Here is a 26364-nt window from a genome sequence, read left to right as displayed (position 1 = left end):
TCACATGCAAAAAAAGTTAAAATATTTGAATAAGATGTATCTTTGCAAAACTAACGGAAACGTTTTTTGAACGTTTATAATTTAATGATCATGTCACAAAGTATTACAGATTTTATCGAATTGGTTGCCAAAAAAAATCCGAACGAGCCGGAATTTATGCAAGCTGTTACTGAAGTTGCCGAAACAGTAATTCCTTTCATCGAACAAAATAAAAAATACCAAAATAAAATGATTTTGGAAAGAATGGTCGAGTCAGATCGTATCATTATGTTCCGAGTAGTTTGGGTAGATGATAAAGGTGATACACAAGTAAATAGAGGATACCGTATTCAAATGAATTCGGCTATCGGACCATATAAAGGAGGGATTCGTTTCCATCCTTCAGTAAATTTAAGTATTTTGAAGTTCTTGGCTTTCGAACAAACCTTCAAAAACAGCTTGACTACATTGCCAATGGGTGGTGGAAAAGGTGGAGCTGATTTTGATCCAAAAGGGAAATCAGATAACGAAGTAATGCGTTTTTGTCAAGCTTTCATGACTGAATTATCTAAACATATTGGAGCTGACACTGATGTACCTGCTGGAGATATTGGTGTAGGTGGAAGAGAAGTTGGATACATGTTTGGTCAATACAAAAGATTAGTAAATGAATTTACCGGAGTTTTAACTGGTAAAGGAATTTCTTTCGGAGGATCATTAATTCGTCCGGAAGCAACTGGATACGGAGATGTATATTTTGCACAAAGTATGTTGGCTACCAAAGGTGAAAGCTTCACAGGGAAAACAGTAGTAATCTCTGGATCTGGAAACGTAGCTCAATATGCTGCTCAAAAAGTAATTCAATTAGGAGGTAAAGTAGTGACTATGTCTGATTCTGCAGGATATATCTATGATGCTGCAGGAATTGATGAAGCTAAATTGGCTCATGTAATGGAAATCAAAAATGAGTTAAGAGGAAGAATCAGTGATTACGTTGCAAAATATCCAAATGCAAAATATGTAGCTGGTAAACGTCCATGGGAAGTAAAATGTGATGTAGCCTTGCCTTGTGCAACTCAAAACGAATTGAACGAAGAGGAAGCCAAAGCACTTGTTGCAAACGGATGTATTTGTGTTGCTGAAGGAGCAAACATGCCTTCTACACCAGAAGCTGTTCACGTTTTCCAAAAAGCTAAAATTTTATTTGCTCCAGGAAAAGCCTCAAATGCTGGTGGAGTTGCTACTTCAGGACTTGAAATGTCTCAAAACTCATTGCGTTTAAGCTGGACTTCAGAAGAAGTGGATGATAGATTAAAATTGATCATGAAAGACATTCACGCTTCATGTGTGAAATATGGTACTGATGAAACTGGTTATGTTGACTACGTAAGAGGAGCCAACATTGCAGGATTTGTAAAAGTTGCCGATGCTATGCTTGCTCAAGGAGTAGTATAAAGATCGCAGAGTTCAGATTTAGAATTCAGAATAATATAAAATGCCTTTTTTCTGTAAAGATTAAAGGCATTTTTTTATGCTCATAAAATTCAGTTCTAACAGCATTTAATTCGTCAGTTCGCAAAAGCTCGTGTGGGCGAAACCCCATTATGAAAAGGGGGCTGCTTTACATTGCGCTTATTCGCCCCCTTTCCATAATGCGTTCGGGCTATCCACGCTACTTCGGTAGCTTGTTCCTATCCCTTTCGCGAACAGACAAATTCTAGGGAGACGAGAGATTTATTTTTTTCAAGATCAAAAGTATAATCACACATTCAAAAAAAACTCTTAGGAAATTGTAAGCATTATTCAATATATTTGGGAACAATACTCGAAGGTTATTGAGTAGTCTGTTTCATCCAGTTTTGGGTGGGTTTACAATCCTTTGTAGTGTTTATATACTAATTGTCAGTAATTTTAAAAGATAACAAACTAATAATGACAAAACAAATATTATTAATATTGGTCGGATTCTTAGTATTCAATTCTTGCAAGCAAAGTCAAGACAAAATTGACTGGATTTTTGTAGATGGTGGGACTTTTGAACAAGGCAAAAATCAAATAATTATCAGTCCAAAAGGAGACACAATAAAAGGTTTTACAAGTCCAAACCGTTTAGTAGAACTTGATGACTTTTATATAAGTAAATTTGAAATAACAGTTAAACAGTTTAGGGAATTTTGTGAAAAAACAGGCAGAAAAATGCCTGAGCCACCTATAGAAAATGCTCACGGCAAAAAGGTATATTATAAATGGATAGACGAAAATCCAATGCTTGCAACTTGGGACGAAGCAAATGATTTTGCCAAATGGGCAGACGGAAGACTATTAACCGAAGCAGAATGGGAATACGCTGCTAAAGGTGGAAAGAAAACGAAAGGATATAAATATAGTGGCAGTAATAATCCAGTTGAGATTGGCTGGGTAAAAGAAAACGCTGACAGTATTTTTCATAAAGTTGGACTTCTTAAGCCTAATGAACTAGGAATTTATGATATGACTGGAAATGTTGGTGAATGGGTTTTTGATTGGTATAACCCCGAAAAGGATAGTTTAGTAAGTAAGATAAATCCACAAGGACCAACAGACGGAGAGTATAAAATTTCAAAAGGAGTCAGTTGGTTTTACGAAACACAAGGTGCAGACGGAAAGCCCTTAGAATATGGAATTCATATGCCAGAAGTTAGATACCAATCACCTCGTGAAACACGAAATGATGGTTTCGGATTTAGAATAGCAAAAAGTAAATGAAAAACGTTTAACCGCGTTTAGCAATATGGAGGGTTTAGATTTCTTTAATCTGTTGCGTTGCAAGCCAAAACGTCAATACAATCTACATAAAACATAAATTACAATGACAGATTATCACTTTAGAAAAGCTACAATTTCTGAAATCCCTCAAATATGGGATATTTTACAATTGGCTATATTAAGGAGAAAAGAAGAAGGAAGTGAACAATGGCAGGATGGTTATCCAAACCCCGAAGTGGTGCAAAAAGACATTGAAAAAGAGGCTGGATTTGTTTTGACCGATGGAGAAACAATCATCGGATATTGTGCGGTACTAATCAATGACGAACCCGAATATGCAAATATTGAAGGGAAATGGTTAACCGATGATGATTTTGTTGTGTTTCACCGAGTAGCTATTTCCGAAAAGTATTTGGGAAAAGGTTGTGCCCAAAAAATGATGGGTTGCATAGAAGATTTTGCAATCCAGAATAATATACACAGTGTAAAAGCAGACACGAATTTTGACAATAATGCAATGATGAAAGTTTTTGAGAAATTGGGCTACACTTTCTGTGGGCATGTGTATTTCAGAGGTGGGCAAAGAAAAGCATATGAGAAAGTGCTACAAAAAGTTAAAATCTAAAATCTGCAATCCACAATCTCTTTTCCTTTGTGCTATATTTGTGAACCAATATTGATTCGATGCAAAAAAGGCTTTTATTACTATTTTTTTTATTTGTGTTGCAAATCACTTTTGCCCAAACCAATTTGTCTTGGCAAGGGTATTTCTCGTACACCCAAATCAAAGCCGTTTCCGAATCGCCAACGACTATTTATGCCGCTTCTGAAAATGCTTTGTTTTCCAAAAACAACAGCACAAATATTATAAAAACAACCACAACAGTGGATGGACTTTCGGGCGAAACCATTACGGCGCTTTATTACAGTCCAACTTTCAATAAAACTATTGTCGGCTACCAAAATGGTTTATTAATCGTTGTCAACGAAGCTGATGGGTCAATGCTCAAAGTGGTCGATATCATCAATAAAAATTTGCCTAGCAGCATAAAACGAATCAATAGTTTCATGGAATTTGGCGGAATTGCATATGTCTCCACCAACTTTGGGATTGTTCAATTCAATTTAGCCACTTCCAAGTTTGTTGATACTTATTTCATCGGTGACAACGGCGCCGAAATCAAAGTGTCTCAAACAGCTATTCACAATGGATTCATTTATGCATCAACTTCAAGCGGAATTAGAAAAGGAGATACAGCCAATCCCAATTTAATCGATTTCAAACAATGGCAAGTTACAAACGCAGGTGATTGGTTAGGAATAGTATCATTTGGAACCGAATTATATGCCGCAAATACAGCAGGTTACGTTCACAAATACGATTCAGGTTCCAATACATTTAATGGTTTTTTGCCATTATCGGAAGCAACTACAAATTTTCGTTCCACCACAGATTATTTTATTATAACAACAGCCAATACTATTTTTATTTACAACAAACAGTTGGTATTGCAGCGTCAAATAAACAGAAATGAAATCCCAGAAATAAATTCAACTTTTAGCTGTGCTACCGTAATAAGTGATGTAATTTATATTGGCACAACCGAAAATGGATTGATTACGAATTCACTTTCGCCTGGTTCAACGTATGAAAATATTACACCCGTTGGGCCCTCCAGAAATAGTATCTTCTCTATGCAAGTTACGCCAACACAGCTTTGGACTGTTTATGGAGATTATGATACTTTTTACAATCCGTATCCATTGGATGATTTTGGCATAAGTAAATTTTCGACTTCGGGATGGTTGAATATTCCTTTCGATCAGGTTTTTGGAGCCAAATCGATGAGCAGAATTGTAATAAATCCAACCAATGAAAATCAAGTCTACGCCAGTTCTTTTTTCTCAGGCTTATTGAAAATAGAAAAAGATATTCCAACGATTTTATATAATCAAACCAATAGTGGTTTAGAATCACTAACGATTAGCCCGCCAGATCCCAACTATATTGACATAAGAATCAATGGAACTGCATTTGATAAATCTGGCAATCTTTGGGTAACCAATTGCAGGGTTGTAAATGGTTTGAAAGTGTTAAGCTCTGGAGGACAATGGAAAAGTTATACTATGGATAAAATTCTTTCAGCCCCTTCCGAAAATGATTTTGCCACAATGGTTATTGATAAACATGGGACCAAATGGATGGCAACGAGTAAAAACGGTGTCGTAGGATTTAATGAAAGAAGTAATACTTTCAAAAAAATTACTTTTGGAACAGATCTAGGTAATTTACCCATCCAAGATGTTAGGACGGTTGCGGTTGACAACAAAAATCAGCTTTGGATAGGGACAACAAAAGGATTGAGGGTTTTGTCTAATGTGAATAGTTTTCAAACCGAGAGCCAGTTGACCACGGAAAGCATCATTATTTTGGAAGATAATTTGGCACAGGAATTACTTTATGAGCAATTTATTAGTGATATTGAAGTAGATGGGGCCAACAATAAATGGATTGGAACTGCCGATGCTGGTGTATTTATGGTTTCTCCAAACGGACAGGAAACCAAGTATCATTTTACAACAGACAATTCACCATTGCCGAGTAATGTGATAAACGACATCAGTATCAACAGCAGTACTGGGGAGGTTTTTATTGCGACATCCAAAGGATTGATTTCCTTCAAAGGAATTGCCACATCAGCCAGTGAAAACTTAAGTAATGTATATGTCTACCCCAATCCGGTTCGCCCAGAATATGAAGGGACCGTTAAAATAAATGGATTGCTGAATAAAGCCAATGTAAAAATAACTGATGTCGCAGGGAATCTTGTTTACGAAGCCACATCCGAAGGAGGAACTCTTGAATGGGATACAACAGCTTTCGGGAAATACAGAGTGGCATCAGGTGTTTATATGATTTTTGTATCGGCCCAAGATGGAGGAGAAACCAAAGTCAAAAAAGTGATGATAATCAGATAGCAGAATGAAGATTTCAGTTAGCAGTTTCTGAAAATCTATAATCTAAGAAGTCCAATAATCTAATAATCCAATTTTGCTAGTCAAAACAAAAGCCATCGTAATTTCAACATTAAAATTTCAAGAGAAAAGCTTGATTGTGAAATGTTTTACGCTATCCAGTGGATTGAAGTCGTACTTTGTGCGTGATGCTTTTTCATCTCGGAAAGCGAGTCAAAAAATGGCTTATTTTCAACCTTTGACTATTATAGAAATTGAAGCCGGCCATAAAAACAAGGGAACTTTAGAAAATTTCAAAGAAGTAAAAATTTCGTCTCCTTTTCATTCGATACATTCGGATATTTTCAAAAGTACCATTGTTTTGTTTCTTTCAGAAATTCTGCATCATTCGATACATGAGGAGGAAAAAAACGAATCGTTGTTTACATTTCTAGAAACGGCTTTGCATTGGTTGGACCAGCACGATGAAATTTCCAATTTTCATCTGATTCTAATGTTGGAAACCACAAAATACCTCGGATTTTACCCTGACACTTCAGATATGGACATGCCATTCTTCGAAATGATCGAAGGTATTTTTACTCCCTTTCACGCTATTAGTTCACTAACGGAACATGAAACTCAGTTGTTCAAAAAACTAATTCAGTTAAGACTTGATAATGACCAAAAAACGTTTCATGTCATTGAAAGACAATTGCTTTTAAAAATTTTAATTGATTACTACAGTTTCCACCTCGATGGATTCAAAAGGCCAAAATCTTTGGATGTTTTGAAAGAAGTTTTTTCTTAAAATAACGCATATGGGTTTAAAAGTGAATGTGTATATAAATTTATAAGGAATTAATGCTATTTTTTAACTTCTTTTCTTTGTTTTATTCAAAATTCCTTACTTTCGCACCACGATTAAGAAAAGGATAAAATGAGCACAAAATTTACTGAATACAAAGGACTTGACTTGCCTACAGTGGCATCAGAGGTACTAGATTTTTGGAAGGAAAAAAACATCTTTGAGAAAAGTGTAACCACTCGCGAAGGGAATGAGCCTTTCGTGTTTTTTGAAGGACCACCTTCTGCTAATGGATTGCCTGGTATTCACCACGTAATGGCACGTGCGATTAAAGATATTTTTTGCAGATATAAAACCCAAAAAGGATTTCAAGTAAAGCGTAAGGCTGGTTGGGATACCCATGGTTTACCTGTGGAATTGGGCACAGAAAAAGAACTTGGAATTACCAAAGAAGATATTGGAAAAAAAATAACCGTAGAGGAGTATAACGAAGCATGCAAGAAAACTGTAATGCGTTATACCGATGTATGGAATGACCTGACCGAAAAAATGGGATATTGGGTTGATATGGAAGATCCATACGTTACTTACAAATCCAAATACATGGAATCGGTTTGGTGGTTATTGAAACAAATTTACAACAAGGATTTGATGTACAAAGGGTACACCATTCAGCCATATTCTCCAAAAGCAGGAACAGGATTGTCTTCTCACGAAGTAAATCAACCGGGTTCTTACCGTGATGTTACCGATACTACAATTGTAGCTCAATTTAAATCAATACAAGAAACTTTGCCTGATTTCCTTCAAGGATTTGGCGATATTCATATTTTGGCTTGGACGACAACACCTTGGACATTGCCTTCAAATACCGCTTTGACTGTTGGTCCAAAAATTGATTATGTTTTGGTTAAAACATTCAATCAATATACTTTCCGTCCGTCGAATGTAATTTTGGCTAAAAATTTGGTTGGAAAACAATTCGGGAAAGGATTTTTTGAAAGTTCAGAACCAGCTGATTTTGAAAATTTCAAAGAAGGAGACAAGAAAATACCATATCAGATTCTAACTGAAGCAAAAGGAGCCGATTTAGTTGGTATTCGTTACGAGCAATTAATGCAGTTTGCTTTACCATATCAAAATCCAGAAAATGCTTTTAGAGTAATTTCAGGAGATTTTGTAACTACGGAAGACGGTACAGGAATTGTGCACACTGCCCCAACTTTTGGTGCTGATGATGCTAAAGTAGCTAAAGAAGCTACTCCTGAAGTTCCGCCAATGTTGGTGTTGGATGAAAATGAAAATCCAGTTCCTTTGGTAGATTTACAAGGAAAATTTACCTCTCACATGGGGGAATTCGGGGGTAAATATGTTAAAAACGAATATTATACAGCTGCAGATGGAGTTGCTCCAGAGCGTTCTATTGATGTAGAGATTGCCATTCGATTAAAAGAGGAAAATAAAGCTTTCAAAGTAGAGAAATACGTGCACAGTTACCCACATTGCTGGAGAACGGATACGCCAATTTTGTACTATCCTTTGGATTCTTGGTTTATAAAAATCACCGAGGTTAGAGACCGTATGTTTGATCTTAACGAAACCATCAACTGGAAGCCAAAAGCTACTGGTGAAGGACGTTTTGGGAATTGGTTGAAAAATGCCAACGACTGGAATCTATCTCGTTCTCGTTATTGGGGAATTCCATTGCCAATTTGGAGAAGCGAAGATGGAACCGAAGAAATGCTAGTTGGATCGGTTGAGGAATTATACAACGAAATCGAAAAAGCAGTTCAGGCTGGTGTTCAAGCTGAAAATCCATTCAAAGGATTCGAGATTGGAAACATGTCTGAAGAAAATTATGATTTGATTGATTTGCATAAAAATGTAGTCGATCAAATTACATTAGTTTCTGCTTCAGGAAAAGCAATGAAGCGTGAAGCCGATTTGATAGATGTTTGGTTTGATTCAGGAGCGATGCCTTATGCACAATGGCATTACCCATTTGAAAACAAAGAAAAAATAGACGATAACAAAGACTTTCCTGCCAATTTTATTGCCGAAGGAGTAGATCAAACTCGTGGTTGGTTTTATACTTTACACGCCATTGGAACTTTGGTTTTTGATAAAATAGCTTATAAAAATGTAGTTTCAAACGGATTAGTTTTAGATAAAAATGGACAAAAAATGTCCAAACGTTTGGGTAATGCAGCCGATCCTTTTGAAACTTTAAAAGAATACGGGCCAGATGCTACACGTTGGTACATGATATCGAATGCTAATCCTTGGGATAATTTAAAATTCGATTTAGAAGGAATTGCTGAGGTGCGTCGTAAGTTCTTTGGAACCTTGTACAATACGTATTCTTTCTTCAGTTTGTATGCTAATATTGATGGCTTCAAATATGCAGAAGCCGAAATTCCGGTAAACGAAAGGCCTGAAATTGACCAATGGATTATTTCGGAATTGAATACTTTGATTGCTGATGTAGATGGTTTTTATGCCGATTATGAGCCTACAAAAGCTGCTCGTGCGATATCCGAATTTGTTCAGGAAAATTTAAGTAACTGGTACGTTCGTCTATGTCGTCGTCGTTTCTGGAAAGGTGAATATGCACAAGATAAAATAGCTGCTTATCAGACGCTATATACTTGTTTGTTGAGCATCAGTAAACTAAGTGCTCCTATCGCTCCGTTCTTTATGGATTCACTTTATAGAGACCTGACAAAAGCAACACAAACAGAAAACTTCGAGTCTGTACACTTGGCTCAGTTTCCTGTTTCAGTTGAAAAGTATGTTAATAAAATGTTAGAGAGCAAAATGCAGAAAGCGCAGACCATCTCTTCACTTGTCTTATCATTAAGAAAAAAGGAGATGATTAAGGTGCGTCAACCATTGCAAAAGGTAATGATTCCAGTACTTGACGAGAATCAAAGGCTTGAAATTGAAGCAGTTTCAGACCTTATCAAAGCAGAGGTAAACGTGAAAGAAATCGTACTTTTAGACGACGCTTCTGGTATTTTGATCAAACAAATTAAACCGAATTTCAAAGCTTTAGGGCCACGCTTCGGAAAAGATATGGGATTGATTTCCAAAGAGATACAAAATTTAACTACAGAACAAATCTCACAATTTGACAAAGAAGGCACACTAACTGTTGTAATTGCGGGAAATAGTGTAATTTTATCACTAGAAGACGTAGAAATATCGTCACAAGATATCGAAGGATGGTTGGTTGCCAATTCAAACGGAATAACAGTTGCATTGGATATTACAATTTCTCCCGAGCTGAAAGAAGAAGGAATTGCAAGAGAATTGGTAAACAGAATTCAAAATATCCGAAAAGACACAGGATTTGAGGTGACGGATAAAATTAAAGTGCATTTGAAAAAGAATGATACTTTGGAAACAGCAGTAAAAGCCAATGAAGATTATATCAAATCAGAGACACTGACAGAAATACTTGTCTTTGAGGAAAATATAATGAACGGCACGGAGATCGACTTTGATGGAATAACAACAAGTATAATGATTACAAAAAATTAGTATTATGGTAGACGAAGTTGCAAGATACTCTGACGCTGATTTAGCAGAGTTTAAGGAAATCATTCAGATCAAGATCGTAAAGGCTCAAGCCGATTTAGATTTGATTAAAAGCGCCTACATGAATGACCTTAACAATGGAACAGATGATACATCCCCCACTTTTAAAGCATTTGAAGAAGGCAGTGAAATCATGTCTAAAGAAGCCAACTCCCAATTGGCGATTCGACAAGAAAAGTTTATACGAGATTTGAAGAATGCACTATTCCGTGTAGAAAACAAAACATATGGTGTTTGTAGAATCACAGGAAAATTAATCGGAAAAGAAAGACTAAAAATTGTTCCTCATGCGACAATGAGCATCGAGGCCAAAAACTTACAAAGATAAACGGTCTTATCATTCAATAATTAACGCTCCTTTGGGAGCGTTTTTTTTGGTTAATTTATTACTTTTACGCCTTTAAAAATTCAAAAATGTCATTATTCAAAGCATACTTTCTTATTGTCCTTATATTGTTAGTGGATCAAGTTTCTAAAATATATGTAAAAACAAATTTTATTTTAGGCGAAGAGGTTCATATATTCGATTGGTTTCAAATTCATTTTATAGAAAATGAAGGAATGGCTTGGGGTACCAAAATCCCTGGGGAATATGGAAAATTAATCCTTACTGTTTTTAGACTTTTTGCCGTAACTGGAATTGGTTACTGGTTGTGGGATTCTGTAGAAAGAAAGAAAAGCTCCAATTATCTGATTGTAGCTATCGCTTTGATACTTGCAGGAGCTTTTGGAAACATCATTGACTCGGTTTTTTATGGTGTTATTTTTGATGACAGTCACCAACAATTGGCTACAATATTTACCGAGAATCCATATGGGACTTGGTTAAACGGACAAGTGGTAGATATGTTCTACTTTCCTTTCATAAAAGATTACCCGATGCCAGAATGGGTTCCTTATTTTGGTGGACGTAATTTTACTTTTTTCAATGCCATTTTCAACGTTGCAGATGTGGCCATTTCAACAGGTGTTGGAATTTTGATTGTATTCAATAAAAAAGCATTTCATAAAGATTAGTATGTTACTTTTTAAATAAAATAAAAGAGGCTGTTCGCAAGAACAGCCTCTTTTATTTTATTTATTATGCCCTGGGGCGTGATTCTTGGCACTTTTTTGCCCAGACATTTTTTTAGCTTGTCCAGGGGGAACCTGTTTTGTTTTGGCATGACTATGATTTGGTCCAACTTTAACACTGCAGTTTGTCAATGTAAAGGCAAATAATAGAATCAGAATTTTGGTAGTGAATTTTGGGGTTTTAAACATTTTCATAATTTAATTGTAGGTTTTATAAATGCAAAAGTACTGCTAATAAACTAAAATTCATAAACTCCACTGGGACAAACGCAATAATCAAGCAATACGTCGCTTTCAAAAACATCCGAAATGAGTTCTTCTGGTTCAAAGAATGATAAGCCAATTATAATAGTTTCGGGTTTGCATTGCGACAGAAATTTGTCATAAAACCCTTTGCCATAACCTACGCGGTTTCCTTTTTTGTCAAACGCTAAAAGCGGGACAAATACTATATCAATTTTTGAAGCTGGAACTTCAAGGCCATCAACGGGTTCAGGGATGTTGTATTCGTTTTTTTGTATTTTGGTATTGTCTGTTAAAAGGAAATGAGTCATTTCTCTGGTTGCAAAATCACTTTTTGAAATCACAATTTCCTTGTCTTTTCCTGAGAGGAGGTGCAGTATAAATTCTGTATTGACTTCTTTTTGTTCTTCAATGGGTAAAAAAACATGGAAATAGGTTTTGTCCCAAATGGGAAGCTTCAGTATTTCATTGGCAATAGCCAAACTCTTCTCCTCAATATCAATTTCGGAGAGCTCTTTTCGCAAGGCTTTATACTTCGTTCGTAATTCTTTTTTCAACATAAAGTGATTCTTTTAGATCGGTTATAAAAGTACTCAAATGATCTACTTCTACATGATCCATAATCACAATTTTATACCATGAATTATCGCCATTGTGTTTTTGGGGAACCAAATCAAATTTTTTGACCAATGCTTCTTCAATGTATTGTGCTTGAATGGTCACGATGTTCATAAAAGGATCCCTAAAATAGGCTACTTTCAATTCGTCCAATTGGTCGCATAACCATTGTGTTCTCATTTGTAAAACTCGTATTTTTTCGCACCAGCCAAAAGGCCCATAGGTAAATAAAATCATCCAAACGGCCACTGCATTAGAACCTGAACGGCTGCCGCAAAGGGTCAAATCCATTCCTTCTACATATTCGGCTTCTTTGGTCAGGACGTTTTCGATTAAACCTTTTCTGCATAGAAAAATGCCCGTGCCATAAGGAGCCTGCAACATTTTATGAGCATCAATTGTTATTGAGCTGATTTTTGGATTTTCAAAATTAAGTTCAGATTCTTTGTTGCTTAGCGGATAGATAAATCCACCATAGGCACCATCAATATGAATTTTATAAATCAATTGATGCTTTTCCAGAACTTGAATATAGTCGTTGGGATTGTCAATAGCTCCAAACATGGTTGTTCCCATATTTGATACAACAATGAAATATTTTTTGCCTTTTTCTTTGGCTTTAATTATGATGTTTTCCAATTGGAAAGTGTCTATTTCTCTAGTGTGAAAATCAACTGGAATTTTTAACCAATCGAGCATTAGGATATTGGCTGCTTTCGGGATGGAGTAGTGTGTGTCTTCAGAGGCTAAAATGGCAATTTCATAGGGATTGGCGCCAAGTTTATAGCTGAAATAATTACGGTACATCCAAATGGCCTGAATATTGGCTTCGGTTCCGCCGGGAGAAATGTACCCGTCATAAGATTTGGGTTGTGCTTTGAAAAGATCAACGGCCAATACATCCAAAACTTCGCGTTCTATTTCCTGAGTTCCTTTAAAAGCTTTTTCGGAAGTACCCAACGTATGGCAGCCAATATGATTGGGATTGGCCACATAAGTTTTCAAAGTTGGAGCATCGGTCAAGAACGAGGCTTCCTCATAATACACTTTGCTGTCCAGTTTGGAGGCTGGATAGCCTAGAGAGGTGTCAAGGGTAAAATTGACATTCTCCTCCAATGCTTTTTCGATGCGGGCTTGTCTCTCTTTTTGGGATAACTTTTTCCAATACAGCATAATCTCAAATTTTATTCAAAAATAAGAGTATTGATTGGGAGAAAACATGATAATTGTTAGGTTTTACTCGCTATCTTCTTCTGCCGTATTTGAAAGATGGTAAATGGCATCTCCTTGATACACAATTGGCGAGTGATTAGCATTGAGGACGTAACCATCATTTGGAGCTTTTATTTTTCGTTCAAATTTCCCAAAGGGATCAGTTATCATTCCTAAGATTGTTCCTTTTTTTACAAACTTTCCAACCAAATTATTATCGATTAATAAACCGGAACATTTGGCTCGTAACCATCCCGATTTTTCAATGTAAATGGTTGGTTTTTTTTGTGATGGAACATAATGTTTTGGATCTAACATGTCCAAATGTTTTAAAAGACGTTTGACTCCATTGATGCCTTCTTGTGCGACGTCGTGATTAATATCCAAAGATTTTCCTCCTTCAAAAAGCAACATTTTTACATTTATTTTTTCACTGGAACTTCTAAAAGAGCCTGCTATGTTTTTGGAGAATAAAGTGAAGGGCGCATTAAAAGCATCGGCCAGTAGTTTTACAGTAGGGTTATTTGGCGTGAGCCTAATTTGGGGAGCATTAAATCGGCCGGCTCCACCTGCGTGAAAATCGACTGCATAATCTACGAGAGGCATGATATCGGTTATGATATGATAGGCAAATCGGCTGGCTAGTGAGCCTTTTTTGCTTCCCGGAAACACGCGATTCAAATCTCTTCCATCTGGAAAATCCCTTGATCTATTGATAAACCCGTATATGTTTATGATGGGAATGCAAATGATAGTACCTTTTTTGGGTTTGTTTATTTTTTTGGTGATGAGTTGCCTCACGATTTCGATACCATTAAATTCATCTCCATGAATTCCTCCCGAAAAAAGGACAACTGGGCCTTCTGTTTTGGAACGTTTTACAATAATTGGAATGGTAAGTTTAGTGGTAGAATGTAATCGAGCAATTTCTAATTGAATAGTTTTACTTTCTCCAGGCAAAACACTTTCGCCAAAAATCACTAATGGTATTGAGTTTTTCATGTTGTAAAATAAAAGCCTAAATATAGAAATTATTTATTTGGTATAGAGAAAATCGTATTGGTTTGCGTGAATGTTATTTGTAAATTTGAAAAAATGAAAAATTAGGATTTATTTTCTACAACAGACTAATTTTCAGAAGATTTTTTAAAAATGACCAACCCTAGTTTAGCCCTTCAGATACAAACGCTACCAGATGGTCCTGGCGTATATCAATACTACGATAAGGAGGAGAAAATTTTATATGTGGGCAAAGCCAAGAATTTAAAAAAAAGAGTTACTTCTTATTTCAATAAAATTCATGATACTGCCAAAACAAATGTATTGGTTAAGAAGATAGTAACCATAAAGCACATTGTCGTTCCTACCGAAACTGATGCTCTTTTATTGGAAAACAATCTGATAAAAACTTTGCAACCCAGATATAATGTATTGTTGCGCGATGATAAAAGCTATCCTTGGCTGTGTATCAAGAAAGAACCTTTTTCCAGAATTTTTGCCACCCGTAGAATGGTCAAAGACGGATCGGAATATTTTGGGCCTTATACTAATTTCAAGACGGTTCATACGATTTTGGATTTAATAAAAGAGCTGTATCCGCTACGAACTTGTAATTATGATTTGTCCCAAAGCAATATTGAAAGTGGGAAATTCAAAGTGTGTTTGGAATATCATATCGGTAATTGCAAAGGACCTTGTGAAGGGTTTGAAACATTGGAACATTATCAAAAACAAGTCGATGCTATTCGGGAAATTTTGAAGGGAAATTTCAAGGAAAGCATGAAAGATTTCAAACGTCTCATGACGAGTTTAGCGATGGATATGAAGTATGAGGAAGCACAAAAAATAAAGGAAAAGATAGAAGTTTTGGAGAATTACCAATCGCGTTCTACGATTGTAAACCCAAAGATTACCAATATTGATGTTTTCTCCATTGTCTCCGACGAAAGTGCTGCTTTTATCAACTTTCTGCAAATTTCTCATGGATCGATTATTCGTTCGCACACAATGGAAATTAAGAAGAAGCTCGAAGAAACAGACGAAGAACTTTTGGAATTAGCCATAATAGAATTGCGGGAGCGTTTTCAGTTAATGTCCAAGGAAGTGATTGTTCCTTTTGAAGTGGATTTGGGGCCAACGATTAAAATTACTGTACCGCAATTAGGTGACAAAAAACAAATATTGGATTTGTCGATTCGCAACGCTAAGTTTTACAGAATAGAACAACTGAAACAATTGCAAATAGTAGATCCGGATCGCCATACCAATCGAATTATGGCACAAATGAAAAGCGATTTGCGCTTGCCGGTGGAACCAAGACATATAGAATGTTTTGATAACTCCAATATTCAGGGAACAAATCCTGTTGCAGCATGTGTAGTTTTCAAAGATGGAAAAGCGAGCAAGAAGGATTACCGACATTTTAATGTCAAAACTGTGGTCGGTCCAGATGATTTTGCTTCGATGGAAGAAATAGTCTATCGCCGTTACAAAAGATTATTAGACGAAAACGAACCTTTGCCCAATCTGATTATTATCGACGGAGGAAAAGGGCAATTGTCATCGGCATTGAAAAGTATCGATACTTTGGGATTACGGGGTAAAATTGCCATTATAGGGATTGCTAAAAGATTGGAAGAGTTATTCTATCCTGGAGATTCGATTCCATTGTACTTGGATAAAAAATCAGAAACTTTGAAGGTTATCCAACAATTGCGAAATGAAGCACACCGTTTTGGAATTACGTTTCACCGTGATAAAAGAAGTAAGGCAGCGCTGAATTCTTCAATTGAAAGTATTCCTGGAATTGGTGAAAAAACAATGCAGACATTAATCCAACATTTTAAAAGTGTTAAAAGATTGAAATTGGCCACCGAAAAAGAAATTTCTGACGTTATAGGTGTGTCAAAAGCCAAAAAAATTACCGACTTTTACAAAACAAAGTAATTTGCCCTTATGTATAGAATATTGATTATTATTTTGTTGTGTTTTACTGGTTTGTATTCATTTTCCCAAGACACACCTAAAAGACCTAAAATAGGTTTGGTGTTGAGTGGAGGTGGAGCCAAAGGGTTTGCTCATATAGGTGTTTTAAATGTACTCGAAGATGCTGGAATAAAGGTAGATTACATTGGTGGAACCAGTATGGGAGCCGTTATAGGAGGACTTTATGCTATGGGTTATAATGCCAAGCAAATAGATTCAATTATTGATGTAACCAATTTCAGTAATGTCCTAAATGACTATATTCCACGATCTTCCAAGAATTTTTATGAAAAAAGGAATGATGAGTTATATGCTCTGACTTTACCTTTCAATAAATTCAGTATTGGTACACCCGAGGCATTGTCAAAGGGAATGTATAACTTCAATCTGTTGAGTCGATTGACTTTACCGGTTCGACATGTTCGTGATTTTGATGAATTGTCTATTCCGTTTTTGTGCATAGGAACTAATATTGCAGTTGGGGAACAAGTTGTTTTTAACAAAGGAATTTTGGCTCAGGCCATAACGGGAAGTTCTTCCTTGCCTTCTATATTTGCGCCAGTAGTAATTGATGATAATCTTATTATTGATGGAGGAGTAATCAATAATTATCCTATTGAAGAAGTTCGGAAAATGGGTGCCGATATAATAATTGGAGTTGATGTACAATCGGGTTTGCTCAGTAAAGACGAATTAAGAAGCGCTTCAAAAGTTTTTTTTCAAATCACAAATTTGCAGATGATTGAAAGGATGAAATTAAATGCAAGTCAAACCGATGTTTACATCAAACCAGATGTAAAAAACTATGGTGTGGTAACCTTTGAAAAAGCTTCAGAAATTATTAAAAAAGGAGAAGATGCCACTTTTGCAGTATATGAAAAAATTGAACTTTTGGTAGATAAATCGAATCCGTACCATAAGGCCAAATTAAAAGTGGATACAGATAGTTTGACAATAGTTGATATCAAAGTCAATGAATTGAAAAATTATTCTCGGGATTATATTATCGGAAAACTAAACTTTAAGCCTGGAACCAAAATAAGTTTTAAAGACTTGGAAACGGGAATTAATAATCTTAATGCGACTCAAAATTTTAGTGCCATGAGCTATTATTTTGAAAAAAATGGTGAGTATGATGATTTGATTCTTACGTTAACCGAAAGTCCAGTGAAAACCCAATTGAAATTTGGATTGCACTATGATGGGTTGTATAAGAGTGCAATTTTGGCCAATGTGACCAATAAAAAAACGTTTTTTAAAAATGACTTTTTATCTGCAGACTTGGTTTTGGGAGATAATATAAGGTATTATTTTGACTACTATATTGACAATGGATTTCAGTTGAGTTATGGGTTTAAGTCTCAATTGCATCAATTTAACAAAAACATTCCGGTGAGTGTGATAACATACAATAGTGAGGGGACGAATTCTATAAATATAGATTATCTTGATTTGGCCAATCAGATATATATTCAATCCGTATTTGCTCAAAAATTCCTTATTGGTGTTGGAGCCGAATTTGAATATCTTGACATTACCTCCGAAACACTTGAAGTAGAACCAACGATTACCAAAAGCAATTTTTTTAGTCTCTTTGGATATATAAAATACGATTCCTACGACAATAAATATTTTCCTAATAAAGGCTGGTATTTTTCGGGGAACCCACAATTTTATATGCTTTCATCTGAAAGTGCGCTAAATTTTGAGCCCTTTTCGATTGTAAGCGCCGAAGCTGGTATTGCAAAAACAATTTTTAAGAATACAACAATTAAACTTCAGGCTGAAGCAGGAACTTCAATTGGAAGTAAAAGTTTGCCTTATTTTGACTTTATTTTGGGAGGCTATGGATTTAACAACACGAATAATTTCAAATATTTTTATGGCTATGATTATTTAAGTATTGCGGGCAATAGTTATTTGGAAAGTACAATTACACTTGATTTTGAAATTTTAAAAAAGAATCATCTCAATTTTTCGGCCAATTATGCCAATTTAGATGATAATCTTTACGATTCGTTAGATTGGATTTCATTGCCAAAGTATTCAGGATATGCTTTGGGTTACGGATTGGAAACCGTTATTGGTCCAGTGGAAGTAAAATATTCATGGTCTCCAGAAACTTCAAAATCTCACCTTTGGTTTAGTGTTGGATTTATTTTTTAATTTGTATTTTTTATTAAATAAAATTACGACATTTGTAATTATGAAAACAAATTGGACAGGTTTATTAGAGTATCTTCAATTCTTAATCAAAAGAAATCCAGAGTGATTTTATAGGAGCGCTTAGCCCTATTAGTATTGTCAAAGAATTGAATACTTGATTGTGTATATCAAAGTTTTGCTTTAAAAAAGAGAAACTATTTGACGCTACGATTTTTACGAATTGCTTACTATCTAATTTAAATTGTCATGCCAATATATCATAAACTAGGAAATATTCCTCCTAAAAGACACACCCAGTTTAAAAAACCAAATGGAGGTTTGTATTACGAACAACTATTTGGTACAGAAGGTTTTCATGGTCATTCTTCCTTATCGTACCACATTGATAGACCGACTCAGGTCAAAGAAATACTAAAATCGTATTCGGTTGAACCCAAAATTGCAATTGGGAAAAACATAAAATCATTATTATTGAAAGGTTTCGAATTGAAGCCTGAAGATGATTTTTTGGATAGCCGAAAAGCGATGTTGGTCAATAAAGACTGTATCATAGGATTGGCAGCGCCCAGAAAATCATTGACCTCATATTTCTATAAAAATGCCGATGCCGATGAAATGATTTTCATACATAGAGGCAAAGGAAAGCTTAGAACAATGCTTGGGAATATCCCTTTTGAGTATGGGGACTATTTGATTATTCCACGCGGAATCATTTACCAAATCGAATTTGAAACCGAAGACAATCGTTTGTTTTATGTAGAATCCTATTCTCCGTTTTATACGCCAAAACGTTATAAAAACGAATCAGGACAGCACTTGGAACATTCTCCATTTTGCGAGCGTGATTTTATTTTGCCAAACGAATTAGAGTCGCATGACGAAAAAGGAGATTTTGTAATCAAAATGAAAAAAGAAGGTATGATGCATGAAGTAGTTTATGCCACACACCCTTTTGACGTTGTGGGTTGGGACGGTTACAACTTCCCGTATGGATTTTCTATTCACAATTTTGAACCTATAACTGGGCGTGTGCATCAACCGCCACCGGTACACCAAACATTCGAGACAGGTACTTTTGTAGTTTGTTCTTTCGTACCAAGATTGTACGATTACCACCCGAAATCCATTCCGGCACCATATAATCACAGTAATATTGATAGTGACGAGGTATTGTATTATGTAGATGGCGATTTCATGAGCCGTAACAACATCGAGCAAGGATACATCACATTGCACCCAAAAGGGATTCCGCACGGACCTGCTCCAGGTGCTATGGAACGCAGTATTGGACACACAGAAACGCAGGAATTGGCCGTAATGGTCGATACTTTCCGACCGCTTATGGTAACCGAAGAAGCGATGGGAATTGATGATGGACAATACTATAAATCTTGGGTAGAGTAAGTCCTTACTTGGAAAGAAGTTAATCACATTTAATAAATTAATTAGGAGCATTTCCTGCTGTCCGCTGTATCCACGCAAAAAAGCGTGGGATGCCGCTTCCATCAGGGCTAGGGCTTTAGGACAATCAATAACATTTCGGTGAATCAATTTAACGATTAACCGATTAAACAAATAAACACAATGGCAAAAGAAGTAAAATCAGTAGAATACGGATTAGAGAAAATATTCGAAGGAGCACAAGACTTCCTTCCGCTTTTAGGAACCGATTATGTAGAGTTCTATGTAGGTAACGCAAAACAATCAGCACATTATTATAAAACTGCTTTTGGTTATCAATCATTGGCGTATGCCGGATTGGAAACAGGAGTAAAAGACAGAGCTTCTTATGTATTAAAGCAAGACAAAATCCGAATTGTTTTAACTACTCCTTTAACGCAAGATTCTCCTCTTCACGACCATTTGAAAAAACATGGTGATGGAGTAAAAGTAGCTGCACTTTGGGTAGAAGATGCAAGAAGTGCTTATGAAGAAACCATGAAGCGTGGTGCTCGTTCCTTTATGGAACCAACAGTTGAGAAAGATGAGTTTGGGGAAGTAGTACGTTCAGGTATATATACTTATGGTGAAACGGTTCATATTTTTGTAGAAAGAAAAAACTACAACGGTATATTCTTACCAGGCTATAAAGAATGGAAATCTGATTACAATCCAGAGCCAACAGGTCTGAAATATATCGACCACATGGTTGGAAATGTGGGTTGGAACGAAATGAATACTTGGGTAAAATTCTATGAAGATGTAATGGGATTTGTAAATTTCCTTTCTTTTGATGACAAACAAATCAATACAGAGTATTCAGCTTTGATGAGTAAAGTAATGTCAAACGGAAACGGAAGGATCAAATTTCCAATCAATGAACCAGCCGAAGGAAAGAAAAAATCACAAATCGAAGAATACTTGGATTTCTATGGCGGGCCCGGAATTCAGCACATCGCCATTGCCACAGATGATATCATAAAAACAGTATCGGAATTAAAAGCGAGAGGGGTAGAATTTTTATCAGCACCACCGCATACTTATTACCAAGCCATTCCAGAAAGATTAGGAGTGCATATGGATATGATGAAAGAAGATTTGAATGACATAGAAAAACTAGCCATTATGGTAGATGCTGATGAAGATGGTTATTTATTGCAAATTTTCACGAAGCCAGTTCAAGATCGTCCAACTTTGTTTTTTGAAATTATTCAAAGAATGGGAGCAAAAGGATTTGGTGCAGGGAACTTTAAAGCGCTTTTTGAGTCAATTGAGAGAGAACAAGAATTGCGAGGAACGTTGTAAAATTTCATTTTTATTGCATTATCAAAAAAAATAACAGTTAACTTACCCTTAAAATTGCAAATGTTGTGTTAAACTTGGATTTTTGCTAAAAAAACGTTCATTGATGATGTACTTTTGCACTCGCAAATCAGGAAGGGGTGGTTTCCTTCTTAGTTTCATATAAATTTTCATAATTTATAGTTTTTTGGTTAGTTAATAGCATAAAAACTCAGTCATTAATTTGACTGAGTTTTTTTGTTTTAATACATTTGAGGTTATCTTATAATGAATCGAATCCAATGAAAAAAATTATAATTTTCTTGATGGTGATTATCACTTTGGGTTTCGATGCGCAAAAGGAAGAAGCTTTTTCTGCAGGTGAATATCTAAGATTCAGGGTTCATTATGGAATCATAGATGCAGGATATGCTACAATTGAGGTTAAAGAAGCTATATTAAACAGCCAATCTGTTTACCATGTTATAGGTAAAGGTTATTCTACTGGCATGACCAAGTTTTTTTTTAAGGTTGAAGATGTCTACGAAAGTTATATAGATAAGAATAATAGAAGTCCCTATAAGTTTGTTCGCAAAATAAATGAAGGTGGCTACACAAAAAATCAAGAAGGTTTTTTTGATCAAAAAACTAATAAAGTCTTGGTAAAAGATTACAAACATAAAACGGAAAAAACCTTTAGCTTTTCGGATAAAACACAGGATATTTTGTCTTCCTTTTATTATTTACGTAATTACCCCAACATCAATAAAATTAAAGCAGGGGAATCAGTTATTATCGATATGTTTTTTGACAATGAGACTACAAAATTTAAGTTAAAATTTATAGGTCGAGAAGATATTAAAACTAAATTTGGCATGGTTTCTGCCATGATTTTTAGACCTTTAGTTCAGTCTGGACGTATATTTAAAGAAGAAGAAGGTTTAACGATTTGGATTTCAGACGACTATAATAAGATACCAGTTCGGATAAAAGCAAACCTTTTGGTAGGTTCGATCAAGGCCGATTTGGAAGAATACAAAGGATTGAATAATCCGTTTAAATTAAAATCAAAATGACAATAAATGATACCACTGCATCAATTTTGGATGAAATTGATCAAAAATTTCAAAAAATAAACCAAAAAACGGAGACGCATCTTGAAGGATTACTTTGGTCAAAACCAATAACCTATTGGGATTATATTCAAACAGATGCATTATTGAATTTGCAAATTCAAAGAACAACGCTTCCAGATGAAATGGTTTTTATCATGTATCATCAAGTCAATGAATTGCTTTTTAAAATGATACTTTGGGAAATGCATCAAATTTCCTATGCCGAAAAATTGACTACCGATTTTTTTACAGAGAGATTAATGAGAATTAGTCGTTACTTTGATATGCTTACCACTTCGTTTGATATTATGGGAGACGGTATGGAGGTTGAACAATATATGAAATTTAGAAATACGCTAACTCCTGCCAGCGGTTTTCAGAGTGCTCAATATAGAATGATAGAAATTGCTTCAACTGATTTAATCAATCTTATTGATTATCGTTTTAGAGCAACTATTGATAGAAACACACCTTATGAACATGCTTTGGATCATATGTATTGGCAAGCAGCGGGGAAAGATCATCAAACAGGTGAAAAGTCTTATTTGTTATTAGAGTTTGAACGCAAATACAAAGCTTCATTTTTGACACAAATGGAGGAATACAACACTATAAATCTTTGGCAGAAATTCAAGCAATTACCAGAATCTGATCGTGAAAATCCAGAATTGGTGAAAGCCATGCGGCACTATGATCACACAGTAAATGTTACTTGGGTAATGGGACATCTAAATGCCGCTAGAAAATATATTGACAATGGTAAAGGTGATGGTGAAGCGACTGGGGGAAGCGACTGGAAAAAATACATGCACCCAAGATATCAAAGAAGAATTTTCTTTCCGGAATTATGGAGTGAAGAGGAATTGGCTAATTGGGGAGTAGAAAACTAAAGATTAAAAAGAGATAACTTGAAGCAGGTAATTGTAATTTTAGTAGTGCTGTTTTCCTTGATATCCTGCAATAGGAGTGAAGATGTTGTGGAAAACCAAGTGATTCCAAAGTCCAAAAAGAATGATTTTGGATTTAAATTTTCTGATTTTAATGTTGTTCAGGATTCTGTAAAATCAGGAGATACTTTTGGGAGTATTTTGCAAAATCAAAATATTGGAGACAAAAAAGTATTTGACATTGTTGCTCAAGTGAAAGACACTTTTGATGTTCGTACTATTAGAATTAATAAACATTACACGCTTCTTCGTTCCAAGAATAAAACTAATTCTCTGAATGTTTTTATATACCAACCCGACGCATTACACTATTATGTGATTGATTTGCGGGATTCAATTGCAAAGGCATATAAAAAGACTAAACCTTTAACCTTAAAGCGCCGAACTATTGGTGGAGTTTTGAAAGGATCGCTATCCGAAACTTTAGAATCAGCTAATGTTGAAGGTGCTTTGGCAACGAGAATTTCAAAGATTTTTGCGTGGTCTATCGATTTCTTTAAAGTTAAAAAGGGAGACCGATTTGGATTGACCTTTACTGAACGTTATATCAATGATTCAATTTATGACGGTGTAGATAGTCTTGAAGCTGCTTTTTTTGAATACAAAGGAAAAATTATTTATGCTTTTCCGTTTGAACAAAATCCAGGTTCTGGTAAAGTAGATTATTATGATGAAGATGGAAAAACTCTAAAGAATTTTTTCCTTAAGACACCAATTAAATTTAGCCGTATCAGTTCACGTTTTACTTCTAATCGTTTTCACCCCGTACAACAAATTTGGAAAGCACACAAAGGAACTGATTATGCAGCCCCTTATGGAACGCCAATTTCTACAACGGCTGGTGGAATAGTTGAACAAACAGGTTATACTGCAGGGAATGGGAATTTTGTAAAAGTAAAACACAATAAGGTTTACTCTACCCAATATTTACACATGTCTCGAATATTGGTAAGACGTGGACAACATGTCAATCAAGGGCAAACTATAGGATTGGTAGGAAGTACGGGCTTGGCAAGTGGTCCACATGTATGCTATCGTTTTTGGAAAAATGGAGTTCAGGTTGATGCATTGCGATTGAAATTGCCAAACGGTGAACCTATGAATGCAAAAAACAAAGAACGTTTCTTAACAAAGATCGAGCCCTTGAAATTTGAATTGGATAGTGTTTCCAATTTATAGAAGTTCTTTTTGCGTTTTTTGTATCAAGTTATTTATTCTTCTAATTTGATATTTAATTGTTATATAATGTACTGATTTTAGTCCAATCAAACTTATTTCAGTAAATTTGCACAATTATAAAAAACTAGAATAAAATGGCTTTAAATACAATAAACCCTACCGAAACTTCTGCTTGGAAAAAACTTCAGGCACACTATAATGAAATACAAAAGGCTTCAATGACAGCAATGTTTCAAGCCGACTCTTCAAGAACTGAAAAATTTCATTTGAAATGGAATGATTTTTTGGTTGACTATTCTAAAAACAGAATTACTCAGGAGACAATTGATTTGTTACTTGAATTAGCAAACGAAACAGGTTTGAAAAATGCTATATCCGATTATTTTGGAGGAGCAATTATTAATCAAACAGAAAATAGAGCTGTTTTACATACTGCTTTGCGTGCTAAAGAATCTGCTGTAATTAATGTGGATGGGATCAATGTGATGCCAGAAGTATATGCAGTAAAAAATAAAGTGAAATCATTTTCAAACGAAGTAATTTTAGGACAAAGAACTGGATACACGGGGAAGCCATTCACGGATATCGTTAATATAGGTATTGGTGGTTCTGACTTAGGACCTGTTATGGCAGTTGAAGCTTTACAATATTATAAAAACCATTTAAATGTGCATTTTGCATCCAATGTTGATGGAGATCACGTAAATGAAATTATCAAAAAATTAAATCCAGAAACTACCTTATTTGTGATTGTTTCCAAAACATTTACAACTCAAGAGACTTTAACTAATTCTGAAACTATCAAAGCTTGGTTTTTAAAATCAGCTAGCCAAGAAGATGTTGCCAAACATTTCGTGGCCGTTTCAACCAATATTCAAAAAGTAACCGAGTTTGGGATTAATCCTGACAACGTATTCCCAATGTGGGACTGGGTTGGAGGACGTTTTTCTTTATGGAGTGCCGTTGGGCTTTCTATAAGTTTGGCTGTTGGGTTCGATAATTTCAACGATTTGTTAAGTGGTGCCAATGAAATGGACGAACACTTCAAAACAGCTGATTTTGACAAAAATATTCCAGTAACATTGGCGTTATTGAGTGTTTGGTATAATAATTTCTTTGGTGCCGAAAGTGAAGCTTTGATTCCTTATACACAGTATTTGCAGAAATTGGCTCCTTATTTGCAACAAGGAACAATGGAAAGTAATGGTAAAAGTGTGGGACGTGACGGGAACCCAGTGAATTATGAAACGGGAACTATCATTTGGGGAGAACCAGGTACAAATGCACAACATGCTTTTTTTCAATTAATTCACCAAGGAACAAAATTGATTCCTTCTGATTTTATTGGATTTGTAAAGCCATTATATGGAGATGACGATCATCACGATAAATTGATGTCAAACTTTTTTGCCCAAACTGAAGCTTTGATGAACGGAAAATCACAAGAACAAGTTCAGGCTGAATTTGACAAACAAGGATTAAGCGCGGAGAAAGCAAGTGTTCTTTTGCCGTTTAAAGTGTTTACGGGAAATAAACCGACCAATACAATTTTGATTCAAAAATTGACACCAAAATCATTGGGTTCCTTGATTGCGATGTATGAACACAAAATTTTTGTTCAAGGGATTATTTGGAACATCTTTAGTTTTGACCAATGGGGCGTGGAACTTGGAAAACAATTGGCTAATTCGATATTAGAAGAGATTAATACCAAGCAAGTAAAGAATCACGACAGTTCTACTAAATTTTTATTGAATCATTTTTTAGAAAATAAATAGATCGCTTCTGTAGTAAATTAAAAGGCTCTGATTATAAAAAATCAGAGCCTTTTTTATTGGAATGAAATTAGAATTAACATATTAAAAGGAAAAACTGAAAAGAGGACATTCCTTATTGAATGATAAATTCTTATAATTCGACATTATAAACAGATAAATCGTTAAAACATTAACAATAAAATTAAAATATGATTTTTTTGTGGTTAGATATTGTTGTAAGTGCAATTTTTTAAAGATTC

Annotated in this window: 20 protein-coding genes; 16 read left to right on the top strand and 4 right to left on the bottom strand. The window is 35.2% G+C overall.

Annotation, left to right across the window (positions count from 1 at the left end):
• Window positions 1-90 precede the first annotated feature (90 nt).
• From gdhA to J2W95_RS07950, 8 genes are all read left to right on the top strand, one after another.
• Entirely contained in the window at window positions 91-1434 is a 1344-nt protein-coding gene (gene gdhA, locus J2W95_RS07985) for an NADP-specific glutamate dehydrogenase (RefSeq protein WP_310005737.1), read from the top strand.
• A gap of 477 nt (window positions 1435-1911) precedes the next feature.
• Window positions 1912-2724, top strand: a complete 813-nt coding sequence (locus J2W95_RS07980; protein ID WP_310005734.1) for a formylglycine-generating enzyme family protein — start codon at window positions 1912-1914, stop codon at window positions 2722-2724.
• Window positions 2725-2827: 103 nt separating this feature from the next.
• Complete coding sequence (locus J2W95_RS07975) at window positions 2828-3349, top strand: GNAT family N-acetyltransferase (RefSeq protein ID WP_310005732.1); 522 nt, start codon at window positions 2828-2830, stop codon at window positions 3347-3349.
• A 59-nt stretch (window positions 3350-3408) separates the two neighbouring features.
• On the top strand, window positions 3409-5703 hold the full coding sequence (gene porZ / locus J2W95_RS07970; protein WP_310005730.1) for a type IX secretion system anionic LPS delivery protein PorZ: 2295 nt from the start codon (window positions 3409-3411) through the stop codon (window positions 5701-5703).
• Between the two features lie 73 nt (window positions 5704-5776).
• Window positions 5777-6490 carry a DNA repair protein RecO gene (recO, locus tag J2W95_RS07965; protein ID WP_310005728.1) on the top strand — a complete coding sequence of 238 codons (714 nt, stop codon included), beginning with the start codon at window positions 5777-5779 and terminating at the stop codon, window positions 6488-6490.
• A gap of 129 nt (window positions 6491-6619) precedes the next feature.
• A complete protein-coding gene (gene ileS / locus J2W95_RS07960) occupies window positions 6620-10030 on the top strand; it encodes an isoleucine--tRNA ligase (RefSeq protein WP_310005726.1) in 3411 nt (1136 codons plus the stop codon).
• Between the two features lie 4 nt (window positions 10031-10034).
• A complete protein-coding gene (locus tag J2W95_RS07955) occupies window positions 10035-10415 on the top strand; it encodes a TraR/DksA family transcriptional regulator (protein ID WP_077372364.1) in 381 nt (126 codons plus the stop codon).
• Between the two features lie 86 nt (window positions 10416-10501).
• Entirely contained in the window at window positions 10502-11104 is a 603-nt protein-coding gene (locus tag J2W95_RS07950) for a lipoprotein signal peptidase (RefSeq protein ID WP_310005722.1), read from the top strand.
• A gap of 57 nt (window positions 11105-11161) precedes the next feature.
• Here the strand turns inward: J2W95_RS07950 and J2W95_RS07945 are convergent, their stop codons facing one another.
• The 4 genes from J2W95_RS07945 to J2W95_RS07930 all read right to left on the bottom strand — a co-directional run bounded on the left by J2W95_RS07945 (window position 11162) and on the right by J2W95_RS07930 (window position 14236).
• The gene (locus tag J2W95_RS07945) at window positions 11162-11356 is read right to left on the bottom strand and encodes a hypothetical protein (RefSeq protein WP_310005720.1); all 195 of its coding nucleotides are present in this window, start codon (window positions 11354-11356) and stop codon (window positions 11162-11164) included.
• A gap of 44 nt (window positions 11357-11400) precedes the next feature.
• Complete coding sequence (locus J2W95_RS07940; RefSeq protein WP_310005718.1) at window positions 11401-11964, bottom strand: 5-formyltetrahydrofolate cyclo-ligase; 564 nt, start codon at window positions 11962-11964, stop codon at window positions 11401-11403.
• Window positions 11933-13195, bottom strand: coding sequence for a pyridoxal-dependent decarboxylase (locus J2W95_RS07935; RefSeq protein WP_310005716.1), 1263 nt, complete (start codon window positions 13193-13195; stop codon window positions 11933-11935). Before J2W95_RS07935 ends, J2W95_RS07940 begins: the two co-directional genes overlap by 32 nt.
• 63 nt (window positions 13196-13258) lie before the next feature.
• On the bottom strand, window positions 13259-14236 hold the full coding sequence (locus J2W95_RS07930; protein ID WP_310005714.1) for a succinylglutamate desuccinylase/aspartoacylase family protein: 978 nt from the start codon (window positions 14234-14236) through the stop codon (window positions 13259-13261).
• A gap of 150 nt (window positions 14237-14386) precedes the next feature.
• On the opposite strand from J2W95_RS07930, the gene uvrC reads away from it, so the two are divergent.
• The 8 genes from uvrC to pgi all read left to right on the top strand — a co-directional run bounded on the left by uvrC (window position 14387) and on the right by pgi (window position 26125).
• The gene (gene uvrC, locus J2W95_RS07925) at window positions 14387-16180 is read left to right on the top strand and encodes an excinuclease ABC subunit UvrC (protein WP_310005712.1); all 1794 of its coding nucleotides are present in this window, start codon (window positions 14387-14389) and stop codon (window positions 16178-16180) included.
• Between the two features lie 9 nt (window positions 16181-16189).
• Complete coding sequence (locus J2W95_RS07920; RefSeq protein WP_310005710.1) at window positions 16190-18385, top strand: patatin-like phospholipase family protein; 2196 nt, start codon at window positions 16190-16192, stop codon at window positions 18383-18385.
• A gap of 246 nt (window positions 18386-18631) precedes the next feature.
• Window positions 18632-19789 (top strand): homogentisate 1,2-dioxygenase, encoded by a 1158-nt coding sequence (locus tag J2W95_RS07915; protein ID WP_310005708.1) that lies wholly within the window; start codon window positions 18632-18634, stop codon window positions 19787-19789.
• A 180-nt stretch (window positions 19790-19969) separates the two neighbouring features.
• On the top strand, window positions 19970-21130 hold the full coding sequence (hppD, locus tag J2W95_RS07910) for a 4-hydroxyphenylpyruvate dioxygenase (RefSeq protein ID WP_310005706.1): 1161 nt from the start codon (window positions 19970-19972) through the stop codon (window positions 21128-21130).
• 278 nt (window positions 21131-21408) lie between these two features.
• Window positions 21409-22182 carry a DUF3108 domain-containing protein gene (locus J2W95_RS07905; protein ID WP_310005704.1) on the top strand — a complete coding sequence of 258 codons (774 nt, stop codon included), beginning with the start codon at window positions 21409-21411 and terminating at the stop codon, window positions 22180-22182.
• Window positions 22179-23111, top strand: a complete 933-nt coding sequence (locus tag J2W95_RS07900; RefSeq protein ID WP_310005702.1) for a tryptophan 2,3-dioxygenase family protein — start codon at window positions 22179-22181, stop codon at window positions 23109-23111. Before J2W95_RS07905 ends, J2W95_RS07900 begins: the two co-directional genes overlap by 4 nt.
• 18 nt (window positions 23112-23129) lie before the next feature.
• Entirely contained in the window at window positions 23130-24347 is a 1218-nt protein-coding gene (locus tag J2W95_RS07895) for a M23 family metallopeptidase (protein ID WP_310005700.1), read from the top strand.
• Between the two features lie 134 nt (window positions 24348-24481).
• On the top strand, window positions 24482-26125 hold the full coding sequence (gene pgi, locus J2W95_RS07890) for a glucose-6-phosphate isomerase (protein ID WP_310005698.1): 1644 nt from the start codon (window positions 24482-24484) through the stop codon (window positions 26123-26125).
• Window positions 26126-26364: the final 239 nt, after the last annotated feature.

It is taken from the genome of Flavobacterium granuli, from assembly GCF_031456055.1.
Lineage (GTDB): Bacteria > Bacteroidota > Bacteroidia > Flavobacteriales > Flavobacteriaceae > Flavobacterium > Flavobacterium granuli_A.
Note: the sequence above shows the minus strand (reverse complement) of the source record. Positions and strands in the feature narration are given on the sequence as shown.